This is a genomic window from Streptomyces sp. YKOK-I1 (assembly GCF_054660435.1).
The window spans coordinates 508,627-532,130 of record NZ_BAAGDR010000001.1; the positions used below are offsets into that span (position 1 = coordinate 508,627).

The following is a 23,504-nucleotide window of genomic DNA, read 5'->3' on the forward strand; positions in this document are numbered from 1 at the left end:
TCTCGGCTGAGTTGACAGTAGCCCGGTGAAAGTTGCCGAGCGACTATTCGCCAGGGTTCGCCAGGGTCCGCCAGATGGTGTGCCACTGGGCGACGGGTGTCAGGTAGGAACGCGCCACCCCGACCCGGTCGCCGAGGGACATTCCCCAGGGTGCACCCGGGTGATCGGTCGGGGCAGCGCTTTGACTCGCAGGCACACGAAGGGATCTGTTCCGCCCATGTACGCAGCATCGTCCTCCGTGTCCGCCCCGCCCCGGCCGCTGCACCCCCGCCAGGGCGGCGGCGGCCCCTATCTCGCCCCCGCACGGACGGCGGCCCCCGCGCTCGGCGCGGCCGGTGTCCGCCGTCCCGCGGGGCTCGGCACCCAGCCGCTCAGCGGCAGACTCGACCTGAGCGGCCCGCAGGGCGCGCAGCTGCGCACCGCGATCGCCTCGGTGCACCGGATCTGTCCGGAGTTCGCCCCCGTGCAGGTGCTGCGGCGCAGCGGACGCTCGGTGCTGCTAGTCGGCACGACCGGACGCAGTACGGCCGTCGCGAAGTGTTTACTGGACCACTCGCCCGTCTGGGCCGAGCGAATCCGGCACGAAATAGCGTCATACCGCACGTTCGTCCGGCAGCGCCCCCCGGTGCGGGTGCCGAGACTGATCGCGGCGGACCCGGACAACTGCACCCTGGTGATCGAGCGGATGCCGGGGCGGGTGGCGGCCCTCCAGCGGCACCCGGCCGAGGCTCCGCCGCGGGCGGACATCAGGGCGGCGCTCGGCGCGATCTGCCGGCTGAACGCCTGGCGTCCGCCGGCGGGCACCTTCGACGCACCGCTGGACTACGCGGCCCGGATCTCCCGCTACCACGAGCTGGGTCTGCTCACCGACCGGGACCTGGGCGACCTGCAGAAACTGCTGCACGGCATCGCCGCCTCCGCGGGCCGGCAAGGCATGGGGCAGTTCTGCCACGGCGACGCCCTCCTGTCGAACATCCTCGTCTCACCGGCCGGTCCAGTGCTGGTGGACTGGGAGCACGCGGGCTGGTACCTGCCGGGCTACGACCTGGCGACGCTGTGGTCGGTCCTCGGTGACGCGCCGGTGGCGCGCCGTCAGATCAGCCAGATCGCCCAGTCGGCGGGACCGGCCTCCCGGGACGCCTTCCTGGTGAACCTGATGCTGGTGCTGACCCGGGAGATCCGCACCTACGAGACGGCCGTGCAGCGTTCGATGCACGACCCGGCCCCGACGGCCCCGGGCGCGGCCCACCCGAGTGCCGCGCCGTCCGGCGAGGAACAGCGGCTGCTCCTGCGGCGGCTGCACGACGACTGCCAGCTGGCCCGCCGGGCCGTGCGCGCGGCGGTCGGCACTCGCTGAGGGGACGGAGGGCCGCGGTGCGCCAGAACGGCGGTGCACCGCGGCCCTCCGTGCGTTGCTACCACGGCAAATGTCCTTTATATGGTCATGATTGACGGGTTATCGGCAGACCGAGGAGGCCGCGTTGCCAGGACCCGTCACCCACCCCCGACCACCCGTCCCTGCCCGAAGAGCCGCCGGGGCCCTCGCCTCAGCGGCTCTGCTGCTGCCCCTGCTCGGCGCGGCGCCGTCGGCCGCCGAGACCGGGGCGTCCGGTCTGCAGCAGGCCTTCGCCACGGCGTCCGCCCGGTACCACGTGCCGCAGAGCGTGCTGCTGGGCGTCTCCTACCTCCAGTCCCGCTGGGACACCCACGCCGGGGCGCCCAGCGTGACCGGCGGCTACGGCCCGATGCACCTCACGGACGCCCGGACCGCCCTGGCCGGCACCCCGCACCACAGCGAGGCCACCGAGGACGCCCGGGGCGACGACGCCCGCCGGGCCCGGCATCCGCGGGTGCGGCTCCCCGAGGGCGACGAGATCCCGGCCCGGCTGCGCACCCTCCCCCGGGCCGCGAAGCTGACCGGGCTGAGCGCCGCGAAGCTGCGCAAGGACCCGGCGGCCAATGTGGCGGGCGGCGCCGCGCTGCTCGCCGACGCCCAGCAGTACCTGGGCGAGCCGCTGAGCGAGGACCCCTCGGACTGGTACGGCGCGGTGGCCCGGTTCTCGGGCGCGGACGACAGCGAGACCGCCGCCGCGTACGCCAACGACGTGTACGAGGTGATGCGCACCGGCGAGCGGCGGGTCACCGACACCGGCGAACTCGTCGCGCTGACCGCGCAGCCGAACCTGGACCCCCGCATCACCCAGATCGACCGGGCCGGTCTGCGCCAGGGCTCGGCCGAGGGCACCGAGTGTCCGGCGGGGGTGTCCTGCGAGCGGATCCCGGCGCCGTACGAGGCGTTCGGCGCCGACGACTACGGCAACCACGACGAGGCCGACCGGCCCGCGTCCTCGCCGATCAGGTACATCGTCATCCATGACACCGAGGGCGGCTGGGAAGGGGTCATCAACCTGGTCCAGGACCCCACCTATGTGTCCTGGCACTACTCGCTGCGCTCCACCGACGGGCACATCGCCCAGCACGTCCGGACGAAGGACGTGGCCTGGCACGCGGGCAACTGGTACGTCAACGCGAACTCGATCGGTCTGGAGCACGAGGGCTTCCTCGCCCAGCCCGACTCCTGGTACACGGAGGCGATGTACAAGTCCTCGGCGCGGCTGGTGGCGTTCCTGGCGGCGCGGTACGGCGTTCCGCTGGACCGGCAGCACATCCTCGGGCATGACACCGTGCCCGGCCCGACCGCGGCGAACGTGGGCGGTATGCACACCGACCCGGGGCCGTACTGGGACTGGCGGCACTACTTCGAACTGCTGGGCCGGCCGCTGGAGCCGACGGCGCCCGCGGGCAGCCAGGTGGTGACGATCCGGCCGGACTACGCCACCAACCGGCCCGCGTACCTGGACTGCGGCGGCAAGGGCAAGACGTGCGCGGCGCACGGCTCCAGCGCGGTGCGGCTGTACTCCGACCACGACGAGAAGGCGGCGCTGGTCACCGACCCCGGTCTGGGCACCCCGACCACCGGGGTGAACGACCTGTCCTCACGGGTCTCCACCGGCCAGCAGTTCGCGGTCGCGGGCACCTGGGGCGACTGGACGGCCATCTGGTACCTGGGGCGCAAGGCCTGGTTCAGGAACCCGCAGTCCAAACCGACGGCGGTGCCCTCCCACGGGGTGCTGATCACTCCGCGGTCGGGCCTGGACGGCGTTCCGGTGTACGGGCGCGCCTACCCGGAGGCCTCCGCCTATCCGGCGGGGGTGCCGGTGCAGCCGGTCTCCGCGCTGCCGTACACCCTGCCGAAGGGCCAGCGGTACGTGGCCGGGGACAGGGTGCCGGGCGAGTACCTCTACGCGGGCTCCTTCGACCCCAGCACGCATCGGGTGGTCGAGGGCAAGGACCAGTACTACGAGATCCAGTACGGCCACCGGGTGGCGTTCGTCCGCGCGGCGGACGTGACGGTCGTGCCGGCGTCCTGACGCCTCAGCCCTGCTGGAACAGCTCCGCCGGGAGAGGCTTCAGCAGGGCGTACAGGTCGTCGGTGATGGGGCGGTCCCAGGCGGCGATGGTCACCAGGACGTTGTCGCTGCGGTCGAACTGGACGCAGGCGATCCGGCCCTCGGAGAGCTTCAGCCGCCGCACGATGAGCAGGTTGTCGCCCTGCATCACCGGCATGTCCTCGGTGCCGACGACGGTCACCTCCTCGTCGTTCTCCAGCGCGAGCAGCAGCTGGGCGACCTCGAAGGGGATCTCGCCGTCGGCGACCTCGCGGGCCGGGGAGCCCTCGGGGAGGTTCCCGATGATCATCGCGGGGCCGCGGCCGCCGAACAGGTCGTAACGCAGGAACACGCCCTGGCAGCTGCCGTCGGGGGCGGGCAGCAGGCCGGCGCCGAGGTTGCCGGGCCAGTCGCCCGGGTCCATGGCCAGCACGTCGAAATCGGGGCCGGCGGGGGTGGCGCTGCGGCGGCGGAGGAACGACATGCGGCCATCGTACGGCCCCGGGGGTTCGGTCGTGTTTCGGGTGCGGCTCGTGTGCGGCTGGTCGCGCCCACGCGGCGGAGCCGCATATCGATGCGGAGCCCCATATCGATACAGACCCGCGCCCCTTGAGCCGGCTGGACCGGCCCCCGGTTGTCAGCTCACTGTCCTGGCAGGACGGCCCGCACCTGGGGCGGCGGTATGGCGGTCAGGTCGGCCCGGTAGGCGTCGGTGCCGGGGAAGAGGTCGGGGCGGGCCCTGACCCAGGTGGTGAGGCCGGACGGGTCGCAGAGGTCGTCGGCGATGCCGCCGTCGTGGCGGACGGTGAGGGCCAGGTCGAGGGCGAGCCGGGTGTCCAGGGGAAGCGAGAGGGGTCCCTGGCGGCACGGACCACCGGCGTCGGTGGTCATTCCTCGGCCGGTACCGGTGGCACCACGGCGATCGGGCTTGCCGCGTGGAGCAGCACCGCCTGGGTGACGGAGCCGAGCATGCGGGCGGGGGCGAGGAGCCGGCGGCGGTGGCGGCCGACCACGACCAGTTCGGCGTCGCGGGAGGCGGCGACGAGGAGTCCGGCCGCGTCGCCGGGGGTGGGGACGGTGTCGACGCGGACGCCGGGGTGCCGGGCGCGGTGCGGGGCGAGGAAGCCGTCGGCGAGGGTGCGGGTCTCGTGCTCGATGGCGTCCTGGTCGTAGACCGTCGTGGGCAGGTCGCCGGGGGCGACCCAGGTCTGGATCGGCCACGGGTAGGCGGCGACCACGTGCAGACGTGCGTCGCGCAGGGCCGCCTCGGTGAAGGCGAGGTCGAGGGCGGCGTCGTCGGGGCCGTCGGTCTTGAGGCCGACCACCACGCGGGGGCCGGGCTCCACGGGCAGCGTGAGGTCGACCGTGCGGTCCGGCCGGGGCACGATCACGACGGGGCACTCGGCGTCCCGGGCCGCGCTCAGTCCGTTGGAGCCGAGCAGCAGACTGGCGAAGCCGCCGCGGCCGCGGGAGCCGAGCACCAGCAGCTGCGCCTCGGCGCCGAGCGCGGGCAGCAGGGCGCCGGGGGCGCCGTCGAGGCCGGCGTACTCCACGTCCGGCATCCCGGACCCACCGTCCCCCGCGAGGCGGGCCCGGGCGTCGGCGAGGACGCGGTCGCCCTCCGGAGGAGGGGGCACGGGGACCGGCGCGCCGGGCGGCGCCCAGGCGGAGTGGTGGCGTACGTGCGCCACCCGCAGGGGCGCCCCCCGGCGGCGGGCGGCGTCGGCGGCCCAGTCGAGGGCGCGCAGGCTGTCGTCGGAACCGTCGACCGCCGCGACGACCGGCAGGGTGCTCATGGTCCTCACCTCCGGAGGACGACCTTCGTCCCGCCGGGGCCAGCCTCGCTCAGCCGGGGCCCCGGGGCGACGTACGCGGTCGCGTGTCCGGAAAAACGGACCGAACGCCCCGGGTCAGGTCAGGTCGAACTCTCCCTCCCGCGCGCCCGAGACGAACGCGCCCCACTCCGCGGGGGTGAAGATCAGGGAGGGACTCTCGGGGCGCTCGCTGTTGCGCATCGCGATGAATCCCTCGACGAAGGCGATCTGGACATCCCCCCGCCCCCGGCTGCTGGACTGCCACTCGGCGTTGCTGAGGTCCAGCTCAGGCTTGTCCCAGCCCATGAGCGGCTGCTGCTGGATGGTGCTCTCGGCCACGTCCGTGCTCCTCCCGGTTCGTCGTCCGCGGGTCAGCCTAGCGATCGGTTCCGGGTGCCGACAGAGCACGTGAAGGGTGCCTTTCAGGACTCCGGTGGCCGCGCTCCCACGAGCCACATCGAGAAGAACTGCGAACCGCCGCCGTAGGCGTGTCCGAGCACCTTGCGGGCCCGCTCCAGCTGGTGTTCCCCGGCCAGGCCGCGCACCTGGAGGGCGGCCTCCGCGAAACGGATCATGCCGGAGGCGCCGATCGGGTTGGTGGACAGGACCCCGCCCGACATGTTGACGGGCAGGTCCCCGTCGAGCTCGGTGACCCCGGACTCGGTGAGTTTCCAGCCCTCGCCCTCGGCGGCGAAGCCGAGGTTCTCCAGCCACATGGGCTCGTACCAGGAGAACGGCACGTACATCTCGACGGCGTCGATGTCCCGGCGCGGGTCGCCGATGCCGGCCTGGCGGTAGACGTCGGCCGCGCAGTCCTTGCCGGCCTGCGGGGAGACGGCGTCCTTGCCCGCGAACAGGGTCGGTTCGCTGCGCATCGCGCCGCCCAGCATCCAGGCGGGCGGCCGGGGTGAACGGGCCGCGCCCGCACGGTCGGTGAGGACCATCGCGCAGGCCCCGTCGGAGGAGGGGCAGGTCTCCGAGTAGCGGATGGGGTCCCAGAGCATCGGCGAGGCCTGGACCTTCTCCAGGGTGATGTCGTGCTCGTGCAGATGCGCGTACGGGTTCTTCAGCGCGTTGCGCCGGTCCTTGTACGCCACCAGCGAGCCGACGGTGTCGGGCGCGCCGCTGCGCCGCATGTAGGCGCGGACGTGCGGGGCAAAGAAGCCGCCGGCGCCGGCCAGCAGGGGCTGCTGGAAGGGGATCGGCAGGGACAGGCCCCACATGGCGTTGGACTCGGACTGTTTTTCGAAGGCGAGGGTGAGGACCGTGCCGTGCACCCGGGCCGCGACCAGATTGGCGGCAACCAGTGCCGTGGAGCCGCCGACGCTGCCCGCCGTGTGCACCCGCAGCATCGGTTTGCCCACCGCGCCGAGCGCGTCGGCGAGGTACAGCTCGGGCATCATCACGCCCTCGAAGAAGTCGGGCGCCTTGCCGATGACCACGGCGTCGATGTCCGCCCAGGTCAGCTCGGCGTCGTCGAGGGCGCGCCGGGCGGCCTCACGGACCAGTCCGGCGAGGGAGACGTCCCGGCGGGCCGCCACGTGCTTGGTCTGGCCGATGCCGACGACGGCCACGGGTTCCTTGCTCATCGCGGATCCCCTTCGAGTACGGCGACCAGGTTCTGCTGCAGACACGGGCCGGAGGTGGCGTGGGCGAGGGCCCGGTCGGACTCGCCCCGGTGGACGGCGGCGGCGGCCTCGCCGATGCGGAGGAGCCCGGCGGCCATGATCGGATTGGCGGCGAGTGCGCCCCCGGACGGGTTGACGCGTACGTCGTCGCCGAGCCGGAGGGCCTTGCGCAGGACGACCTCCTGCGAGGTGAAGGGCGCGTGCAGTTCGGCGGTGTCGACGGGCCGTTCGAAGGCACCGGCCTTCTCGGCGGCCAGCCGGGTGGAGGGCGAGTCGGTCAGGTCGCGCACGCCGAGCGCGTGGGCCTCGATGCGGTGGTCGATGCCGCGGATCCAGGCGGGGCGTTCGCACAGCTCACGGGCGCGGTCACCGGCGGCGAGGACCACGGCGGCGGCGCCGTCGCCGATGGGCGGGCAGTCGCCGGTGCGCAGGGGCCGGACGAGGTAGTCGCCGTGCGGGACCGCTCCCCGCAGCTGGGCGTGCGGGTTGCCCGCCCCGTCGGCCCGGCTGCGGGCGGCGATCCCCGCGAGGGCGGGTTCGTCGGTGTCGCCCGCGTCGATCAGCGCCTGTGCCTGCAGGGCGGCGAGGGCGACGGAGTCGGGCCACAGCGGGGCGAGGTAGTAGGGGTCGAGCTGCCGGGTGAGCACGTCCCGCACCGACCCGGGCGAGGACTTGCCGTAGGAGTACACCAGCGCGGTGTCGGCGTCCCCGGTCAGCAGCTTCGTCCACGCCTCGTACAGCGCCCAGGCGCCGTCCATCTCCACATGGGACTCGGAGATCGGCGGCCAGGCGCCGACGCCGTCGAGGGCGAGGGTGAAGGAGAAGGCGCGGCCGGCGAGGTAGTCGCTGGAGCCGGAGCAGGTGAAGCCGATGTCGGCGGTCTTCAGTCCGGTCCGCTCCAGCACGTCGTGCAGGACCGGCATGAGCATCTCCACCTCGGAGTGCTCGGCGGTGCCGCGCAGGGTGTCGCTCTGTCCGAAGGCGACGACGGCGATCTCCCTGTCGATCTCCCGGGTCACAGCAGCTCCTTGTACGTCTCGTAGTCCGCGTCGGGCTCGCCGGTGGGCCGGTAGTGGTCGGGGTAGCGGCCGCCGTCCGTCCACACCGGTTCGACCCTGAGGCCCATCCGCACCTGGTCGTACGGGATCCCGCCGATGCGTCCGTGCAGCGCGAGGTCGGCTCCGTCGAGGGCGATGTGGGCGTAGACGTAGGGGACCTCGATGTCGAGGTTCTTCGCCTTGATGTTGACGATGCAGAAGGTGGTGACGGTGCCGGCCGGGCCGACCTCGACCTGTTCGGCGGTGGCGACGCCGCAGGTGGGGCAGGCGCCGCGCGGAGGGACGTAGACCTTGCGGCAGGAGGGGCAGCGCTCGCCGACGGTCCGCCGGCCGGAGAGGGCGGCGATGTAGGCGGACTGGGCCCGGCCGGGCGAGTAGGTGTAGTCGAGCCGGGCGTGGGCGACGATCCCGGCGACCTGGTCCTCGAACGTGCCGTCGCTGCGGCCGGGTGGGACCGGCTCCCCGTCGTACGGCTCGAAGCAGGCGATGTCGGTGATGGCGCCGGTGCGCTCCTCGGACCAGCGGATCCGTACCCGCATTCCGGAGTGCACGGCGTCCGGGCCGGGGGCGTCGAGGGCGTGCAGCAGGGCGGTGTCGGCGCCGTCGAGCCGGACCAGGACCCAGGCGAAGGGGGTGGCGAGCGGCTGTCCGCGGCGCGGCTCGTGGTTCCAGGCCCAGGTGGTGACCGTTCCGGTGGGCGCGACCTCGACGAGGTCCCGGAGCTCCTCGGCGGTGACGGGGTCGTATTCGACGGGTGGGACGAGGGTGCGCCCGTCGGTGGTGGCGACCCCGAGGACGACCCGCTCGCGCAGCCCGGTCAGAAAGGCGCTCTGCACGGGCCCGAGGGAGCGGGTGAAGGGGAACTCGACGACGAGGGGGGCTTTGAGGACTTCGGGCATAGCGGGTGCCTCCTTCAATGAGGTCGGCGCAGGGCGCCCCTGGAAGGGGCGCGGGGAACTGCGCGACCAGCCACTTCCGGCCCGCAGCCTTCGAACGGCCCTTCCTGCGGAGCACTACGCACGCTTGTAAACAGGCGCCCGCTTCTCCGCGAACGCACGGGCACCCTCCTTCGCGTCGGCGGTGTCGAACACCGGCCACCCCCGCTTCAACTCGGCCGCCAGCCCCTCCGTCTCGGTCATCTCGGCGGACTCGTACACCGACGCCTTGACGGCCTCCACCGCCAACGGCCCGCAGCCGTTGATCAGTTCGGCGATCTCCAGGGCCTTGTCGAGGGCCGTGCCGTCCGGGACGACATGGCCGATCAGACCTACGTCCGCGGCCTCCCGTGCGCTGTACGGCCGTCCGGTGAGCAGCATCTCCAGGGCGTGGGTGCGCGGGATCTGCCGTTGCAGCCGGACCGTGGAGCCGCCGATCGGGAACAGGCCGCGCTTCACCTCGAAGAGACCGAACGTGGCGGACGCGCCGGCGACGCGGATGTCGGTGCCCTGGAGCATCTCGGTGCCGCCCGCCACGCAGTACCCCTCCACGGCGGCGATCACCGGTTTGCGCGGCCGGTGGTGGCGCAGCATGGCCTTCCAGTGCAGGTCGGGGTCGGCCTTGAGCCGGTCGCGGTGCTGTTCCCCCTCCATGCCTCTTCCGGCCAGGGCCTTGAGGTCCATCCCGGCACAGAAGCTGCCGCCCGCCCCGGTGAGGACGACCGAGCGGACCGCGTCGTCCTCGTCGGCCTCGAGCCAGCCGTCGTACAGACCGACCAGCATGCCGATCGAGAGCGCGTTCTTGGCCTCCGGCCGGTTGAGCGTGAGCACGAGTGTGGCGCCTTCGCGCCGCACGGTGAGGTGTTCGGTTCCGCCCATCGCACTTCTCCCCTCGGAAAGAACGAGAACAGGTTGCAGGAGGCGTGAAGGCACTTCAAGGGTTTTCTGACACTCAGTCAGATTTCTTGGTGAGGACCCTTCCCAGTTGCCGCGCCCTTTGCTCTGATGACCGGCGAACCGTTGCAGGAGCCGGGGCGCCCAGGGTCAGGAGGAGCGGTGGAGTACAACCTTGCCGACCTGTTCGAGTCGGTCGTCGACGTGGCGGCGGACCGCGAGGCGCTCGTGTACGTCGACCATCCGGGCACCGGCGCCGAGCGCCGGCTGACCTACGCGGAGCTGGACGCGGCGGCCAACCGGATCGGCCACCATCTCCTGGAGAGCGGGATCCGCCCGGGGGAACACGTCGGCCTGCATCTGTACAACGGGGTCGAGTACCTCCAGACGGTGCTGGGCTGCCTGAAAGCGCGGATCGTGCCGGTGAACGTCAACTACCGTTACGTCGAAGATGAGTTGGTCTATCTCTACCGGGACGCCGATCTGGTCGGGCTGGTCTTCGACGCGGAGTTCACGGAGCGGGTGGCGGCCGCGCTGCCACAGGCCCCGGCGCTGCGGCACCTGGTGTGTGTCGGCCCCGCCGGCGAGGGGGTCACCGCGTTCGCGGACGCCGAGGCGGCCGGGTCACCGGAGCGCGGCTTCCCGGACCGCTCGGGCGACGACCAGTTCATCATCTACACCGGCGGCACCACGGGCATGCCCAAGGGCGTGATGTGGCGTCAGGAGGACCTGTTCTTCTCGGGGCTGGGCGGCGGGGCGCCGACCGGGGAGCCGGTGAAGAAGCCGGAGGAGCTCGCCGAGCGGGTCGCGGCGGGCGGCTCGGGGATCACCTTCTTCCCCACTCCCCCGCTGATGCACGGCACGTCCACCCTCACCGCCTTCATCGGCTTCAACTTCGGCCAACGGGTGGTCCTGCACCGCAAGTTCGTGCCCGAGGAGGTGCTGCGGACCATCGCCAGGGAGCGGGTCAACGCGATCTCCCTGGTCGGGGACGCCATGCTGCGTCCGCTGATCGACGCGCTGGAGGGGCCGATGAAGGGCACCGACTGCTCCTCGGTGTTCAGTGTGTCCTCCTCCGGCGCGATCATGTCGGACACCGTCCGCGGCCAGTTCCGGGCGCTGCTGCCGAACGCGATGCTGCTGAACAACTTCGGGTCCTCCGAGTCCGGCTTCAACGGCACCGCGACCGAGGACTCCGGCCCCGAGCGTGGCTTCCGCATCCGGGTCAACTCCCGTACCCGGGTGGTCGATCCGGTGACCCATGGGCCGATCGCCCCGGGCGAGGTCGGCCGGGTCGCCCAGCACGGTCACGTCCCGCTCGGCTACTACAACGACCCGGTGAAAACAGCCGAGACGTTCTTCGAGAAGGACGGCGAGCGCTGGGTGCTGCTGGGCGACATGGCCACCGTCGACGAGAACGGAGTGGTCGTCGTCCTGGGCCGCGGCTCCCAGTGCATCAACACCGGCGGCGAGAAGGTGTACCCCGAGGAGGTCGAGCAGGCGCTGAAGTCCCATCCGGACGTGTACGACGCCCTGGTGGCCGGGGTGCCGGACGCGACCTGGGGCAATCATGTGGCGGCGGTGGTACAGGTGCGCACCGGGGCTCCGCGTCCCTCCCTGGAGGAGATCCAGACCCACTGCCGGACCCGCCTCGCGGGCTACAAGATCCCCCGCCAGCTGGTGATCGCCGACACCATCCGGCGCTCCCCCAGCGGGAAGGCGGACTACCGCTGGGCCCGGGAGGTGGCGGCGGCGGAAATCCCGGGTCAGCCCCTTGCCTGACGCGCCTCGACCTGGATTACTGATCCACAGCGGATCGACCGAATGATCGGTCGCCCGGATCGGCAGGTTTGAGGCGGTTTGGCGAGGAAGGGCTCCCATGACGGACACGAGGGACCTGCTGGACGAGGGTGAGCGTCTCGACGCGGCCGGCCTGCGGGCGGTGCAGCTGGAGCGGCTGCGGGCCACCCTGCGGCACGCCTACGCGCGGGTGCCCTTCTACCGGGAGTCCTTCGACAAGGCGGGCGTCCACCCGGACGACTGCCGGAGCCTCGCCGATCTGGCCCGCTTCCCGTTCACCGTGAAGGAGGACCTGCGGGCCCAGTACCCGTACGGGATGTTCGCCGTCCCGCGCGAGCGGGTCCGCCGTATCCACGCCTCCAGCGGCACGACGGGCCGCCCCACGGTCGTCGGGTACACGGACGGCGATCTGTCCCTCTGGTCGGACATGGTGGCCCGTTCGATCCGCGCCGCGGGCGGCCGTCCGGGCGACACGGTGCATGTGGCGTACGGCTACGGCCTGTTCACCGGCGGGCTCGGCGCACACTACGGCGCCGAACGCCTCGGCTGTACGGTGATCCCCGCGTCCGGCGGGATGACCTCCCGTCAGGTCCGGCTGATCCAGGATCTGGAGCCCCGGATCATCATGGTGACCCCGTCGTACATGCTGACCCTGCTGGACGAGTTCGAGCGGCAGGGCGTCGACCCGCGGTCCACCTCGCTGCGGGTGGGGATCTTCGGCGCCGAGCCCTGGACGGAGGGGATGCGGCGGGAGATCGAGGAGCGGCTCGCGATCGACGCGGTCGACATATACGGACTGTCGGAGGTGATCGGTCCGGGGGTGGCGCAGGAGTGCGTGGAGACCAAGGACGGGCTGCACATCTGGGAGGACCACTTCTTCCCGGAGGTCGTCGACCCGATCACGGGTGAGGTCCTGCCGGAGGGCGAGGAGGGCGAACTGGTGTTCACCTCCCTCACCAAGGAGGCGATGCCGGTGATCCGCTACCGGACCCGGGACCTGACCCGGCTGCTGCCGGGCACGGCCCGGGTGTTCCGGCGGATGGAGAAGGTCACCGGCCGCAGCGACGACATGGTCATTCTGCGCGGGGTGAACCTGTTCCCGACACAGATCGAGGAGATCGTGCTGCGCACCCCGGGCGTCGCGCCCCACTTCCAGCTCCGGCTGACCCGCGAGGGCCGCCTCGACGCGCTGACGGTGCGGGCGGAGGCCCGTCCCGGCACCGGACCCGCGGACCGCGACAGCGCCGCGCTCGCCATCGCGGCGGCCGTCAAGGACGGCATCGGGGTGTCGGTGGCCGTGGAGATCGTCGAACCGGAGTCGCTGGAACGGTCCGTGGGGAAGATCCGGCGGATCGTGGACGAGCGCCCGAAGGACTCATGACCCGAACCGGTCCCGCAGCTCCCGCTTCAGGATCTTCCCGCTGGCGTTGCGCGGCAGCTCCTCCACGAACACCACCCGCTTCGGGGCCTTGAAGGAGGCGAGCTTCTCCCGGGCGTGCTCGAGGAGTTCGTCCTCCGTGACCTCGCCGCGCGGGACGACCACCGCGGTGACCGCCTCGATCCACTTCTCGTGGGGCAGGCCGATCACCGCGACCTCGGCGACCGCGTCATGGGTGTAGAGGGCGTCCTCGACCTGCCGGGAGGCGACGAGGACACCACCGGAGTTGATGACGTCCTTCACCCGGTCGACGATCGTGAAATACCCGTGGGCGTCCCGCACGGCGAGGTCCCCGGAGCGGAACCAGCCGTCCCGGAAGGCCTCGGCGGTCTCCTCGGGCTTCTCCCAGTAGCCCTCGCACAGCTGCGGGGAGCGGTAGACGATCTCGCCGGGCGTGCCGTCGGGGACCTCGTCGCCGTTCTCGTCCACGACCCGGGCGTCCACGAACAGGACCGTGCGCCCGCAGGAGTCCATCCGGCCCTTGTGCTCGTCCGGGGCAAGGACGGTGGCGAGCGGGCCGATCTCGCTCTGCCCGAAGCAGTTGTAGAAGCCGAGCTTCGGCAGGCGTTCCCGCAGCCGTTCCAGGACGGGCACCGGCATGATCGACGCCCCGTAGTAGGCCTTGCGCAGCCCGCTCAGATCGCGGGTGGCGAAGTCGGGGCGGCCCGCGAGGCCGATCCAGACGGTGGGCGGTGCGAAGAGGCTGTCGACCCGGTCCGCCTCGATCAGGTCGAAGAGCCGGTCGCCGTCGGGGGCGTCGAGGACGAGGTTCGTGGCGCCGACCGCGAGGTACGGCATCAGGAACACATGCATCTGCGCGGAGTGGTACAGCGGCAGGGAGTGCCCGGGCCGGTCGCCGGCGCTGAGGTCGAGGGCGGTGATCGCGCTGAGGTACTCGTGCACCAGCGCCCGGTGGGTCATCATCGCGCCCTTGGGCAGGGCGGTCGTGCCGGAGGTGTACAGCAGCTGGACCAGGTCCTCGGTGCGCGGCTCGGGCCCGTCGTACGGCTCGGTGCCCGCCAGCCGGGCCAGGAGCGAGTCGTCGGCGTCCCGCAGGGGCACCGTCCGTACGCCCTCCGGGAGCCGCTCCCGCAGATCGGGATCGGCCAGGACCAGGGCGCTGCCCGACTGCTCGACGATGTACGCGAGGTCGTCCCCGGTCAGGTTCTGGTTCACGGGCACGTGCACCAGGCCGGCGCGGGCGCAGGCGAGGAAGGCGATGAGGTAGGCGTCGGAGTTGTGGCCGTAGGCACCGACCCGGTCGCCCCGTTCGAGCCCTTCGCCGAGCAGGACGGCCGCCGCGCGCGAGACCGCGTCGTCGAGCTCCTGGTAGGTCCAGGTGCGGTCGCGGTACTCCACCGCGACGCGTGCCGGGGTGCGGTGGGCGCTGCGCCGCAGCACCCCGTCGACCGTGCTGCCGTGTCCGGACGTCATGGCACATGATCCTCTGCGTGCCACCGGGACAGGTCAAGTGCGGGACCGGGCTCCGCGTTCAGCGGCGGCCTGGACCAACGTGACGAGCGCGGCCGCCGCCGTGGTGAGGAGCCCGGCCACGAGCAGCACCGCCATGGGGGCGGAGGGGTGGAGGGGGGCGCGTCCGTCGTAGGCCGTGACGGTGATCGCGGTGAAGGCGGCGGCGTAGCCGAGGGCCGCGACGCCCGTCACGAGGCCGGCCGCACGGTCGCCGAGCCGGCCGGCCTCGCACAGGATCGCGAGCACGGCGAGGAGTTGCAGCCCGTGCAGGCCGACGGCGTGGGCCAGCTTGGCGCTGCCCGCGGCCCCGAAGACCAGCTCGTACGGGACGTGCCCCGTCTCGTCGAACACCTGCTCGCCGAGGGCGGCCATCTTCTGCCCGATGGCGCCGGCCGCCAGCACACCGGTCAGCCCCACGAGCACCGCGACCCGGGACGCGGGACGTCCCTCGAACCGGACGAGCGCGGCCACCCACAGCACCACCACCCCGAGGACCAGCAGCAGGACGAGGCTGCCGATCACGCTCCAGACGGCGGCGTCGGTGCCGGTGGCCTGGTTGAAGTGGGAGGCGGTGCCGCGCCAGCGCTGGGCGGTGATCAGCGCGGCCTCGGCCACCGAGGTGAGGACGACCAGGCCCGCGCCCGCCCGGATCCACCAGCGGACGGCGAGCCGGCGCAGGATCCAGACCACGGCCCAGGCCATCAGCCCGAAGGACACCCCGAACACCACCGGCTTGCGCCAGGACACCGGCCCCCACCAGGGCGCGAAGTCGACGAGCGCGACCACGCCGTGCACCGTGCCGGACACCAGCATCGCCGTCCCGCACCACCACAGCAGCCGCTGGTAGCGGTCGACCGGCCGCACGGCCCGCCACACCTCGCTCGCGCACCCGCCCAGCACGTTCATGCGCACCCCCGCCGTCCCGCCCCGTCGTCCCGCCGTCCGCATACCGACGGAAGCGACGGTAGGACGGTGTCCGGCCCGGGGCGTCCCCCCGCCGGGGTACCCCCACGGGGGTACGTGTCAGACGAGCCCGGAGCGGTGGGCGATGGCCACGGCACCGGCGCGGTCACGGGCGCCGATCTTGTGCAGGATGCGTTTGACGTGGGTCTTCACCGTCGATTCGGCGATGCCGAGGCGGTCGGCGAGTTCGGCGTTGGTCAGCCCCTCGGCGACCAGACGCAGGATCTCCGTCTCGCGGGAGGTGAGATGGCGCAGCCGGGCGTCGTCCGGGGTGCCGCCGCGCCCGGTGACCAGACGGTCCACGAGGGGCCGGGTGACCAGCGGGTCCAGCAGGGTGTGTCCGGCGGCGACGGTGCGGACGGCGTCCACGAGCCGTTCCGGCGCGGCGCGTTTGAGCAGGAAGCCGTGGGCTCCCGCGCGCAGCGCCCGCCACACGTACTCGTCGTCGGGGAACGTGGTCAGGACGAGGACACGGGTGGTGAGTCCGGCGTCGACGATGCGTGCGGTGGCCTCGATGCCGTCGTGGCCGGGCATACGGACGTCCATCAGGACGAGGTCCGGCGCCAGTTCGCGGCACAGCTCCACCGCCCGTACGCCGTCGCCCGCCTCGCCGACGACCTCGATGCCGGCGGCTTCGAGGACCACGGCGACACCGGTGCGCAGCAGGGGGTCGTCGTCGGCGAGCAGCACCCGCAGGGTCGGGTTCACGGCAGCGGCACCCCGACGCTCAGGGTGAACCCGCCGTCGTCGCCCGGCCCGTGCTCGACCTTGCCGCCGAGGGCGGCGGCGCGCTCGCCGATGCCGCGCAGGCCGCGACCGGGACGGTAGTGCGGGGCGGGTCCCTCGCCCCCGTCGGCGATCCGTACCAGCAGGGTGTCGTCCCGGCTGCCGACGGTGACCTCGGCGGTGCGGGCGCGACCGTGCCGGAGCGCGTTGGTGAGGGCTTCCTGGACGATCCGGTGGACCGACGTCCGCAGCTGCGGGGGCAGTTCACGGGCCTCGGGCGCGATGTCCAGCCGGACCTCCATGCCCGCGTCGGCCAGCGGCCGCACCAGCCGGCCGAGGCCGAGGGGATCGTCCCGGTCGCCGGGATCCTCCTCGGCGCGCAGGACGCCGAGCAGCCGGTCGAGTTCGGTGAGGGCGTCCCGGCCGGTGCGCTCGACACCCGCCAGCAGCTCACGGGTGCGGTCGGGCCGGATGTCGAGCACCACCCGGGCGGCGCCCGCCTGCACCAGCATGGCGTTCACGGAGTGCCCGACGACGTCGTGCAGTTCGCGGGCGATCCGCACCCGCTCGGCGAGCACGTCCTCCCGGCGCCGGTCCGCCCTGCGCTCCTCCGCCTCCCGGCCCCGGCGCGCGGTGCCGTACCCGGCCGCCCACACCAGCAGCCACACGAAGACGACGGCGACCGGCACCGAGGCCGGCCCGTCCTCGGGCGCGAACCAGGCCAGCACCCCGGGCAGGACGAGCAGCGCGCCGAGTCGGGCCCTCGACGGGGTGGCGCACAGGCCGACGTAGTACACGCCGATGAGGTTCGCCACCGGTGTCAGCGGGCCCGGCCCCACCCACAGTGCCTCGGCGCCGAGCCCCACCGTGCCGACCCCGTAGGCGGTCAGCGGCAGTCGGCGGCGCACCGCCAGTCCGCCGGCGATGACGAGGGCGAGCGCGAAGGCGGCCCACAGGGGGCCCTCGTCCTCCGGGCGCGGACCGAGCCGTACGGCCGTCATGGCGGCGAGCATGACGACGGCCGGCCCGAACTCGCCCACCCGCTGCGGAAGTCGCACGGCCCACTCCCCCGTCGTATCTGACAGGGTCTCAGTATCACAGGTCCCGGTGTCACACCGGCCGGGTGCGGCCCTCCCAGTAGGGCTCCCTCAGACGGCGCTTGTAGAGCTTGCCGTTCGGGTCGCGGGGCATCTCGGTGACGAAGTCGACGGACTTGGGGCGCTTGTAGCCGGCGAGGCGGTCGGCGCAGTGGGCCAGGAGGGCGGCGGCGAGGTCGGGACCGGGTTCCTGGCCCGGGGCCGGTTCGACGACCGCCTTGACCTCCTCACCCCAGTCGTCGTGCGGGATGCCGAAGGCGGCGGCGTCGGCGACCGCCGGGTGGGCGAGCAGCGCGGACTCGATCTCGGCGGGGTAGATGTTGACGCCGCCGGAGATGATCAGGTCGATCTTGCGGTCGCGGAGGAAGAGATAGCCCTCCTCGTCGAGGACGCCCAGGTCGCCGACGGTGAAGAAGTCGCCGATGCGGTTCTTCCGCGTCTTCGCCTCGTCCTTGTGGTAGGCGAAGCCCCCGGTGCTCATCTTCATGTAGACCGTGCCGAGTTCACCGGGCGGCAGCCGGTTGCCGTCGTCGTCGAAGACGGCCAGTTCGCTGATGGGCCAGGCCCTGCCGACCGTGCCGGGCTTCTTCAGCCAGTCCTCGGCGGTGGCGAAGGCGCCGCCGCCCTCGCTGGCCGCGTAGTACTCCTCCACGCACTCGCCCCACCAGTCGATCATCGCCCGCTTGACGTGGTCCGGGCAGGGCGCGGCACCGTGGATGGCATGCCGCATGGACGAGACGTCGTACGCCTGCCGGGTGGCCTCGGGGAGGGCGAGCAGCCGGTGGAACTGGGTGGGGACCATGTGGGTGTGGGTGCAGTGGTGGGCGTCGATCAGGCGGAGCATCTCCTCGGGGGTCCACTTGTCCATGAGGACCAGGCGGTGGCCGATGTGCAGGGACGAGCCGGCGAACTGCAGGACGGCCGTGTGGTAGAGCGGTGAGCAGACCAGATGGACGTTGTCGTCGAACGGCCGGACGCCGAAGAAGCCGAGGAAGCCGCCGAGATACGCCTCCTCGGGGAGCTTGCCGGGCAGCGGGCGCCGTATGCCGCGCGGGCGGCCGGTCGTACCGGACGTGTAGTTCATGACCCAGCCGAGGGTGCGGCCGGTGGGGGCCGACTCCGGTTGTCCGTCGAGGAGTTCGGCGTACGGCCGGAAGCCCTCGGCCGCCCCGACGCCGTACCGGTGGCTGGCGGGCAGGCCGGCCTCGTCGGCGGCGCGGCGGGACTGCTCGGCGAAGCGCTCGTGGGCGATGAGGACCTTGGCGCCGGAGTCGGCGACGATCCACGCGATCTCGGGGCCGACGAGGTGGTGGTTGACGGGGACGAGGTAGAAGCCGGCCTGGGTGGCGGCGAGGTAGGCGGTGAAGAACTCGGCGGAGTTGGGAAGGACGACGGCGAAGGCGTCGCCGCGTTCCATGCCGGCCGCGCGCAGTCCGTGCACCAGCCGGTTCGCGGCGGCGTGCAGCCGTCCGGCGGTCCACTCCTCGCCGTCCGGCGCGATCAGGGCCGTACGGTCGGGGTCGGCGGTCGCCTGGGCCCAGAAGCCCGCGGGGGGTGTGCTCGTGCCGGTCACTGTCCGCTCCTTCCGGCGATGCGGTTGACGCGGTCCACGGCCTGCTCGAAGCCGCGGGTGAGGTCGTCGAAGACCGCCTGGACCGGGCGGACCTCGTTCATCCGGCCGACGATCTGCCCGACGGGGGTGCCGAGCAGCGGGTCGACCTCGTACTTCTGGATGCGGGAGACCGCCTCGGCGACGAGCAGGCCCTGCAGGGGCATGGGGAGGGTGCCGGGGCCGTGCGGGTCGTCCCAGGCGTCGGTCCACTCGGTGCGGAGCTGGCGGGCGGGTTTGCCGGTGAGGGCGCGGGAGCGCACCGTGTCGCCGGAGCCGGCCGCGAGGAGCTTGCGGGTGAGGGCGGGCGAGTGCAGGTCGGCCTCGGCGGTGGTCAGCCAGAGGGAGCCGAGCCACACGCCCTGGGCGCCGAGCGCGAGGGCGGCGGCGATCTGCCGTCCGCTGCCGATGCCGCCGGCCGCGAGGACGGGCAGCGGGTCGACGGCGTCCACGATCTCCGGGGTGAGGATCATCGAGGCGATGTCCCCGGTGTGCCCGCCGGCCTCGTACCCCTGGGCGACGACGATGTCGATGCCCGCCTCCTGGTGCTTGCGGGCGTGCCGGGCGCTCCCGGCGAGCGCGGCGACCAGCACGCCGCGCTCGTGGGCGCGGGCGACGACGTCGGCGGGCGGGGAGCCGAGGGCGTTGGCGAGCAGCCGGATCGGGTAGTCGAAGGCGACGTCGAGCTGGCTGCGGGCCACCTGCTCCATCCAGCCGGTGATCCGCCAGCCGGAGGCCTCGCCCTCGGCCAGCTCCGGGACGCCGTACTTGGCGAGGGTGTCCCGCACGAACTGCCGGTGCCCTTCGGGGATCATCGCCTCGACATCGGCCTCCGTGACGCCTTCGACCTTCTTGGCGGGCATGACGACGTCGAGCCCGTACGGCCGTCCGTCGACGTGCGCCTCGATCCAGTCGAGGTCGCGTTTGAGGTCGTCGGGGGCGGTGTAGCGGACCGCGCCGAGCACGCCGAAGCCGCCCGCGCGGCTGATGGCCGCGGCGACGGCGGGGAACGGCGTGAAGCCGAAGACGGCGTGCTCGACTCCCAGGTGATTGCTCAGCTCCGTCTGCATGGGCGCAGGATGCCGCAGCGGACCGGCCGACGGAAGAGGTTTTCTGATAGACCGTCAGATTTCCTCGGCGGCGGGCTCTACCGGTCGGCCTCCAGGACCGCCATCGCCGCGTTGTGCCCCGGCACCCCGCTCACCCCTCCCCCGCGGACCGCGCCCGCCCCGCACAGCAGGACGTTGGCGTGCGGGGTCTCCACGCCCCAGCGGCCGGTGCCCTCGTCCGCGTACGGCCAGGACAGGTCACGGTGGAAGATGTTGCCGCCGGGCAGCCCGAGGTCGCGTTCCAGGTCGAGCGGGGTCTTCGCCTCGATGCAGGGGCGACCGTCGGCGTCGACCGCGAGGCAGTCGGCCAGGGGCTCCGCGAGGTGGGCGTCGAGCTGGGCGAGGGTCGCCTCGAGGAGTGCGTCGCGCACACCGTCGTTGTCGCGGGCGAAGAGCCGGGCGGGGGTGTGCAGCCCGAACAGGGTCAGGGTCTGGTAGCCCTGTGCGACGAGGTCGGGGCCGAGGATCGACGGGTCGGTCAGCGAGTGGCAGTAGATCTCGGACGGCGGGGCGGCGGGCGGTTCACCGGCGGCGGCCTGGGCGTGGGCGGTGGCGAGCTGCTCGTAGCCCTCGGCGATGTGGAAGGTGCCGGCGAACGCCTCGCGCGGGTCGACCGAGCCGTCCCGCAGCCGGGGCAGCCGCTTGAGCAGCATGTTCACCTTGAGCTGGGCGCCCTCGGCGGGGGCCGGCGGCGCGTCGCCGGTGAGCGCGGCGAGGGCCTGCGGGGAGGCGCCCACCAGGACGTGCCGGGCGGTGGTGACGCCCTCGCCGTCGGCGGTGCGCCAGGTGACCTCGGCGCTGTGGCCGTCGGTGGCGATGCGGACCGCCTCATGGCCCGTGGCGAGGACGGCTCCCGCGTCGCGCGCGGCGGCGGCGAGCGCGTCGGTGAGGGCGCCCATGCCGCCGACGGGCACGTCCCAGGCGCCGGTGCCACCGCCGATGACGTGGTAGAGGAAGCAGCGGTTCTGCCTGAGGGAGGGGTCGTGGGCGTCGGCGAAGGTGCCGATGAGGGCGTCGGTGAGGACCACACCGCGCACGAGGTCGTCGCTGAAGTTCGCCTCGACGGCGGCCCCGATCGGCTCCTCGAACAGCGTGCGCCAGGCGTCCTCGTCGTCGATGCGGCGGCGCAGCTCCTCCCGGCTGGGCAGGGGTTCGGTGAGCGTGGGGAAGACCCGCCGGGCGACGCGCCCGGTCATGCCGTAGAACCGCTGCCAGGACGCGTACTCGCGCTCGCCGCCCGTCAGCCGGGCGAAGGCCTCCCGGGTGCGCTCCTCTCCCCCGCCCACGAGGAGGCCCGTGGGGCGTCCGCCGCGCTCGACGGGGGTGTACGAGGAGATCGTGCGCCCCTGGACGCGGAAGCGCAGCCCGAGGTCGTCCACGATCTTCCGCGGGAGCAGGCTGACCAGGTAGGAGTAGCGCGAGAGGCGGGCGTCGACACCGGTGAACGGGCGGGTGGAGACGGCGGCGCCGCCGGTGTCCCCGAGCCGTTCCAGCACCAGCACGGACCGTCCGGCCCGGGCCAGGTAGGCGGCGGCGACCAGGCCGTTGTGTCCGCCGCCGACGACTACGGCGTCGTAGGTGTGGTGTCCCTCGTGAGCAGGCATGGTTCTTCGTAACACGATCTACGGCGGGTTGGATACGAGGGGGGATCCCATGGACACCGAGCCGAGCCAGACGGCCGCACTCCTGGTCAACGAGCGGGGACAGTACCTGCTGCATCTGCGGGACGCGTACAAGGCGATCTGGGATCCGGGCGCCTGGTCGCTGCCGGGCGGGGCGCGGGAGGGGGACGAGACGCCGGAGGAGGCGGTCGCGCGGGAGCTGCTGGAGGAGACCGGACTGGTGATCGAGGGGCTGACCCGGTTCACGGTCACCAACGACACCACGGTCTTCCTGGGCCGTTGGGACGGCGACCCGTCGCGGATCCCGGTCGGCGAGGGCATCATGTTCGCCTTCTTCGACGTGGCGACCGTACGGCATCTCGTCATGGCGCCGTGGGCGGCCGAGGTGCTCGCGCTGCACCGGGGCGACGCGAGTGTGCCCGTGCGGCGGGAGGCCCCGCACGTCCTGGGTGTCCATCTCTACCTGGAGCGGGACGGGAAGGTCCTGCTCGGGCTGCGCCACCCGGACGCCGCCTTCGCGCCCCGGACCCACCATTTCCTGGCCGGGCACTGCGAACAGGAGTCGGCCGTGACCTGTCTGGTGCGGGAGGCCAGGGAGGAGGCCGGCCTGGAGATCGACCCGGCGGACGTGGAGCTGGTGCACACCGTCCATGTCGACAACGGCTTCCGGCGGCGGCCCCGCATCCAGCTGGTGTTCCGGGCCCGCCGCTGGGCCGGCGAACCGCGGCTCCTGGAACCGGACAAATGCCTGAGCTGGGACTGGTGGCCCCTGGACGCGCTCCCGGAGCCGATGGTCGACTACGCGCGCGCGGCGATCGACGGCATCCGGACCGGGCGGCCGTACACGGAGCTGGGCTGGGACTGAGCCGCGCGGGAGTCCGCCCGTCCCCCCGGTCCTGGGTGTCCGTCTACAGCGGGACTTTGTGCGGTGCGGGACGGGCCTGTGGGCCCAGCCTCGCCATGGCGCGCAGGATGTGCTTCGGCGGGAGCTGCCAGCGCACGTGGGCGGGGATGCAGCGCAACAGGGTGCCCATGGCGCGCAGTTCCCGGGTGACGGTGGCGGGGCGCGGTGCCGGTCTGCCGTACAGGTCATGGGCGTACGGCGGCAGCGAGGCGTAGGCGAGATGCGCCACGCGCCGCCACAGCAGGGCGCGCGCCGGGACGAGCAGGGGGTGCGTGGGCGGGCTGCGCAGGAAGTCGTCCACGGCCAGGGCGTCGGCCCCGGCGGCGAGTTCGGGCCGCACCGTGTCGAAGTAGGCGTCCATCCCGGCGCGGTCGGCGGGCACGTCCTGCGGGTCGAGGCCCACCAGCCGGGCGCTGACCCGGTGTTCGGAGACATACCGGTCGGCGGCGGCGTCGGTGAGCGGGTAGCCGGAGCGGCGCAGGACGTGCAGATAGGAGTCGATCTCGGCGCAGTGCACCCACAGCAGCAGCGCGGGTTCGTCGACCGGATACCGTTCGCCGGTGCCGGGGTCGGTGGCCGAGAGCAGCCGGTGGATCCTGCGGACGCGGGCGCCCGCCTTCTCCGCGGCCTCCGTGGTGCCGTACGTCGTGGTGCCGACGAAGTTCGCGGTGCGCATGAGCCGGCCCCAGGCGTCGCGCCGGAAGTCGGAGTTCTCCATGACCCCGCGCACGGCACGGGGGTGGAGGGCCTGGAGATAGAGGGCACGGATGCCGGCGACCCACATCATGGGGTCGCCGTGCATCTGCCAGGTCACGCTCGAGGGAGTGAACAGCCCCGGGTCACCCGTCCTACCGGCAGGCGAGACCACAGCCGCTGGATGTCTCCGGTGCACCACGTCGCCCCGCCCTTTTGCCAACTGGTTTCAGCAGGCCAGGGAAACGACCTGCCGGGGATTCCTGGCACACAGGTACAGCGTTCGGGACAA

21 protein-coding genes are annotated in these 23,504 nt (G+C 72.8%); 5 read left to right on the forward strand and 16 right to left on the reverse strand.

The annotated features are described in order from the left end of the window. Positions 1–217 precede the first annotated feature (217 nt). Positions 218–1,357 carry an aminoglycoside phosphotransferase family protein gene (locus ACYQ8Q_RS02355; protein ID WP_460061342.1) on the forward strand — a complete coding sequence of 380 codons (1,140 nt, stop codon included), beginning with the start codon at positions 218–220 and terminating at the stop codon, positions 1,355–1,357. 124 nt (positions 1,358–1,481) lie between these two features. Next, the gene (locus tag ACYQ8Q_RS02360) at positions 1,482–3,431 is read left to right on the forward strand and encodes an N-acetylmuramoyl-L-alanine amidase (protein ID WP_460061345.1); all 1,950 of its coding nucleotides are present in this window, start codon (positions 1,482–1,484) and stop codon (positions 3,429–3,431) included. A 4-nt stretch (positions 3,432–3,435) separates the two neighbouring features. On the opposite strand, the gene ACYQ8Q_RS02365 is transcribed toward ACYQ8Q_RS02360, so the two are convergent. From ACYQ8Q_RS02365 to ACYQ8Q_RS02400, 8 genes are all read right to left on the reverse strand, one after another. After that, on the reverse strand, positions 3,436–3,933 hold the full coding sequence (locus tag ACYQ8Q_RS02365; RefSeq protein ID WP_460061347.1) for a hypothetical protein: 498 nt from the start codon (positions 3,931–3,933) through the stop codon (positions 3,436–3,438). A 158-nt stretch (positions 3,934–4,091) separates the two neighbouring features. Beyond that, positions 4,092–4,340: a hypothetical protein gene (locus ACYQ8Q_RS02370; protein ID WP_460061349.1), complete on the reverse strand. Its 249-nt coding sequence runs from the start codon at positions 4,338–4,340 to the stop codon at positions 4,092–4,094. Beyond that, positions 4,337–5,245, reverse strand: a complete 909-nt coding sequence (locus ACYQ8Q_RS02375) for a universal stress protein (RefSeq protein WP_460061352.1) — start codon at positions 5,243–5,245, stop codon at positions 4,337–4,339. Before ACYQ8Q_RS02375 ends, ACYQ8Q_RS02370 begins: the two co-directional genes overlap by 4 nt. A gap of 114 nt (positions 5,246–5,359) precedes the next feature. Further along, a complete protein-coding gene (locus ACYQ8Q_RS02380; protein ID WP_055637141.1) occupies positions 5,360–5,602 on the reverse strand; it encodes a DUF397 domain-containing protein in 243 nt (80 codons plus the stop codon). An 83-nt stretch (positions 5,603–5,685) separates the two neighbouring features. After that, on the reverse strand, positions 5,686–6,852 hold the full coding sequence (locus ACYQ8Q_RS02385) for a thiolase domain-containing protein (RefSeq protein ID WP_460061354.1): 1,167 nt from the start codon (positions 6,850–6,852) through the stop codon (positions 5,686–5,688). Beyond that, a complete protein-coding gene (locus ACYQ8Q_RS02390) occupies positions 6,849–7,898 on the reverse strand; it encodes a thiolase domain-containing protein (RefSeq protein ID WP_460073137.1) in 1,050 nt (349 codons plus the stop codon). Before ACYQ8Q_RS02390 ends, ACYQ8Q_RS02385 begins: the two co-directional genes overlap by 4 nt. 8 nt (positions 7,899–7,906) lie before the next feature. Next, positions 7,907–8,848, reverse strand: a complete 942-nt coding sequence (locus ACYQ8Q_RS02395) for a Zn-ribbon domain-containing OB-fold protein (protein ID WP_460061355.1) — start codon at positions 8,846–8,848, stop codon at positions 7,907–7,909. A gap of 114 nt (positions 8,849–8,962) precedes the next feature. Then, positions 8,963–9,763 (reverse strand): crotonase/enoyl-CoA hydratase family protein, encoded by an 801-nt coding sequence (locus tag ACYQ8Q_RS02400; RefSeq protein ID WP_460061357.1) that lies wholly within the window; start codon positions 9,761–9,763, stop codon positions 8,963–8,965. 177 nt (positions 9,764–9,940) lie between these two features. Here ACYQ8Q_RS02400 and ACYQ8Q_RS02405 point away from each other — a divergent pair, with 177 nt between their 5' ends. Continuing rightward, the gene (locus ACYQ8Q_RS02405; RefSeq protein ID WP_460061359.1) at positions 9,941–11,560 is read left to right on the forward strand and encodes an acyl-CoA synthetase; all 1,620 of its coding nucleotides are present in this window, start codon (positions 9,941–9,943) and stop codon (positions 11,558–11,560) included. A 97-nt stretch (positions 11,561–11,657) separates the two neighbouring features. Next, on the forward strand, positions 11,658–12,959 hold the full coding sequence (paaK, locus tag ACYQ8Q_RS02410) for a phenylacetate--CoA ligase PaaK (RefSeq protein WP_460061360.1): 1,302 nt from the start codon (positions 11,658–11,660) through the stop codon (positions 12,957–12,959). On the opposite strand, the gene ACYQ8Q_RS02415 is transcribed toward paaK, so the two are convergent. From ACYQ8Q_RS02415 to ACYQ8Q_RS02445, 7 genes are all read right to left on the reverse strand, one after another. Then, positions 12,954–14,450, reverse strand: a complete 1,497-nt coding sequence (locus tag ACYQ8Q_RS02415) for an acyl-CoA synthetase (RefSeq protein ID WP_460061362.1) — start codon at positions 14,448–14,450, stop codon at positions 12,954–12,956. The two genes, paaK and ACYQ8Q_RS02415, sit on opposite strands and share 6 nt — an antisense overlap. 33 nt (positions 14,451–14,483) lie before the next feature. Further along, positions 14,484–15,395 (reverse strand): hypothetical protein, encoded by a 912-nt coding sequence (locus tag ACYQ8Q_RS02420; protein ID WP_460061364.1) that lies wholly within the window; start codon positions 15,393–15,395, stop codon positions 14,484–14,486. 117 nt (positions 15,396–15,512) lie between these two features. Next, positions 15,513–16,160, reverse strand: a complete 648-nt coding sequence (locus ACYQ8Q_RS02425) for a response regulator (RefSeq protein WP_460061366.1) — start codon at positions 16,158–16,160, stop codon at positions 15,513–15,515. Next, positions 16,157–17,236 (reverse strand): sensor histidine kinase, encoded by a 1,080-nt coding sequence (locus ACYQ8Q_RS02430; RefSeq protein WP_460061368.1) that lies wholly within the window; start codon positions 17,234–17,236, stop codon positions 16,157–16,159. The genes ACYQ8Q_RS02425 and ACYQ8Q_RS02430 overlap by 4 nt, the downstream gene beginning before the upstream one ends. Before the next feature lie 52 nt (positions 17,237–17,288). Further along, positions 17,289–18,848, reverse strand: a complete 1,560-nt coding sequence (locus ACYQ8Q_RS02435; protein ID WP_460061371.1) for an acyl-CoA synthetase — start codon at positions 18,846–18,848, stop codon at positions 17,289–17,291. After that, positions 18,845–19,954, reverse strand: a complete 1,110-nt coding sequence (locus ACYQ8Q_RS02440) for an NAD(P)H-dependent flavin oxidoreductase (protein ID WP_460061373.1) — start codon at positions 19,952–19,954, stop codon at positions 18,845–18,847. Before ACYQ8Q_RS02440 ends, ACYQ8Q_RS02435 begins: the two co-directional genes overlap by 4 nt. 77 nt (positions 19,955–20,031) lie before the next feature. After that, complete coding sequence (locus ACYQ8Q_RS02445) at positions 20,032–21,597, reverse strand: phytoene desaturase family protein (RefSeq protein WP_460061375.1); 1,566 nt, start codon at positions 21,595–21,597, stop codon at positions 20,032–20,034. Between the two features lie 49 nt (positions 21,598–21,646). Here ACYQ8Q_RS02445 and ACYQ8Q_RS02450 point away from each other — a divergent pair, with 49 nt between their 5' ends. Continuing rightward, positions 21,647–22,480, forward strand: coding sequence for an NUDIX hydrolase (locus tag ACYQ8Q_RS02450; RefSeq protein WP_460061377.1), 834 nt, complete (start codon positions 21,647–21,649; stop codon positions 22,478–22,480). A 43-nt stretch (positions 22,481–22,523) separates the two neighbouring features. Here ACYQ8Q_RS02450 and ACYQ8Q_RS02455 read toward each other — a convergent pair whose 3' ends face one another. After that, on the reverse strand, positions 22,524–23,321 hold the full coding sequence (locus tag ACYQ8Q_RS02455) for an oxygenase MpaB family protein (protein WP_460073139.1): 798 nt from the start codon (positions 23,319–23,321) through the stop codon (positions 22,524–22,526). Between the last annotated feature and the right edge of the window lie 183 nt (positions 23,322–23,504).

Bases quoted from the DNA above. Each gene is read 5' to 3' on its own strand.
- ACYQ8Q_RS02355 (WP_460061342.1), top strand. From the start codon at position 218: ATGTACGCAGCATCGTCCTCCGTGTCCGCCCCGCCCCGGCCGCTGCAC.
- ACYQ8Q_RS02365 (WP_460061347.1), bottom strand. From the start codon at position 3,933: ATGTCGTTCCTCCGCCGCCGCAGCGCCACCCCCGCCGGCCCCGATTTC.
- ACYQ8Q_RS02370 (WP_460061349.1), bottom strand. From the start codon at position 4,340: ATGACCACCGACGCCGGTGGTCCGTGCCGCCAGGGACCCCTCTCGCTT.
- ACYQ8Q_RS02375 (WP_460061352.1), bottom strand. From the start codon at position 5,245: ATGAGCACCCTGCCGGTCGTCGCGGCGGTCGACGGTTCCGACGACAGC.
- ACYQ8Q_RS02385 (WP_460061354.1), bottom strand. From the start codon at position 6,852: ATGAGCAAGGAACCCGTGGCCGTCGTCGGCATCGGCCAGACCAAGCAC.
- ACYQ8Q_RS02395 (WP_460061355.1), bottom strand. From the start codon at position 8,848: ATGCCCGAAGTCCTCAAAGCCCCCCTCGTCGTCGAGTTCCCCTTCACC.
- ACYQ8Q_RS02400 (WP_460061357.1), bottom strand. From the start codon at position 9,763: ATGGGCGGAACCGAACACCTCACCGTGCGGCGCGAAGGCGCCACACTC.
- paaK (WP_460061360.1), top strand. From the start codon at position 11,658: ATGACGGACACGAGGGACCTGCTGGACGAGGGTGAGCGTCTCGACGCG.
- ACYQ8Q_RS02415 (WP_460061362.1), bottom strand. From the start codon at position 14,450: ATGACGTCCGGACACGGCAGCACGGTCGACGGGGTGCTGCGGCGCAGC.
- ACYQ8Q_RS02420 (WP_460061364.1), bottom strand. From the start codon at position 15,395: ATGAACGTGCTGGGCGGGTGCGCGAGCGAGGTGTGGCGGGCCGTGCGG.
- ACYQ8Q_RS02440 (WP_460061373.1), bottom strand. From the start codon at position 19,954: ATGCAGACGGAGCTGAGCAATCACCTGGGAGTCGAGCACGCCGTCTTC.
- ACYQ8Q_RS02445 (WP_460061375.1), bottom strand. From the start codon at position 21,597: ATGCCTGCTCACGAGGGACACCACACCTACGACGCCGTAGTCGTCGGC.
- ACYQ8Q_RS02450 (WP_460061377.1), top strand. From the start codon at position 21,647: ATGGACACCGAGCCGAGCCAGACGGCCGCACTCCTGGTCAACGAGCGG.
- ACYQ8Q_RS02455 (WP_460073139.1), bottom strand. From the start codon at position 23,321: ATGCACGGCGACCCCATGATGTGGGTCGCCGGCATCCGTGCCCTCTAT.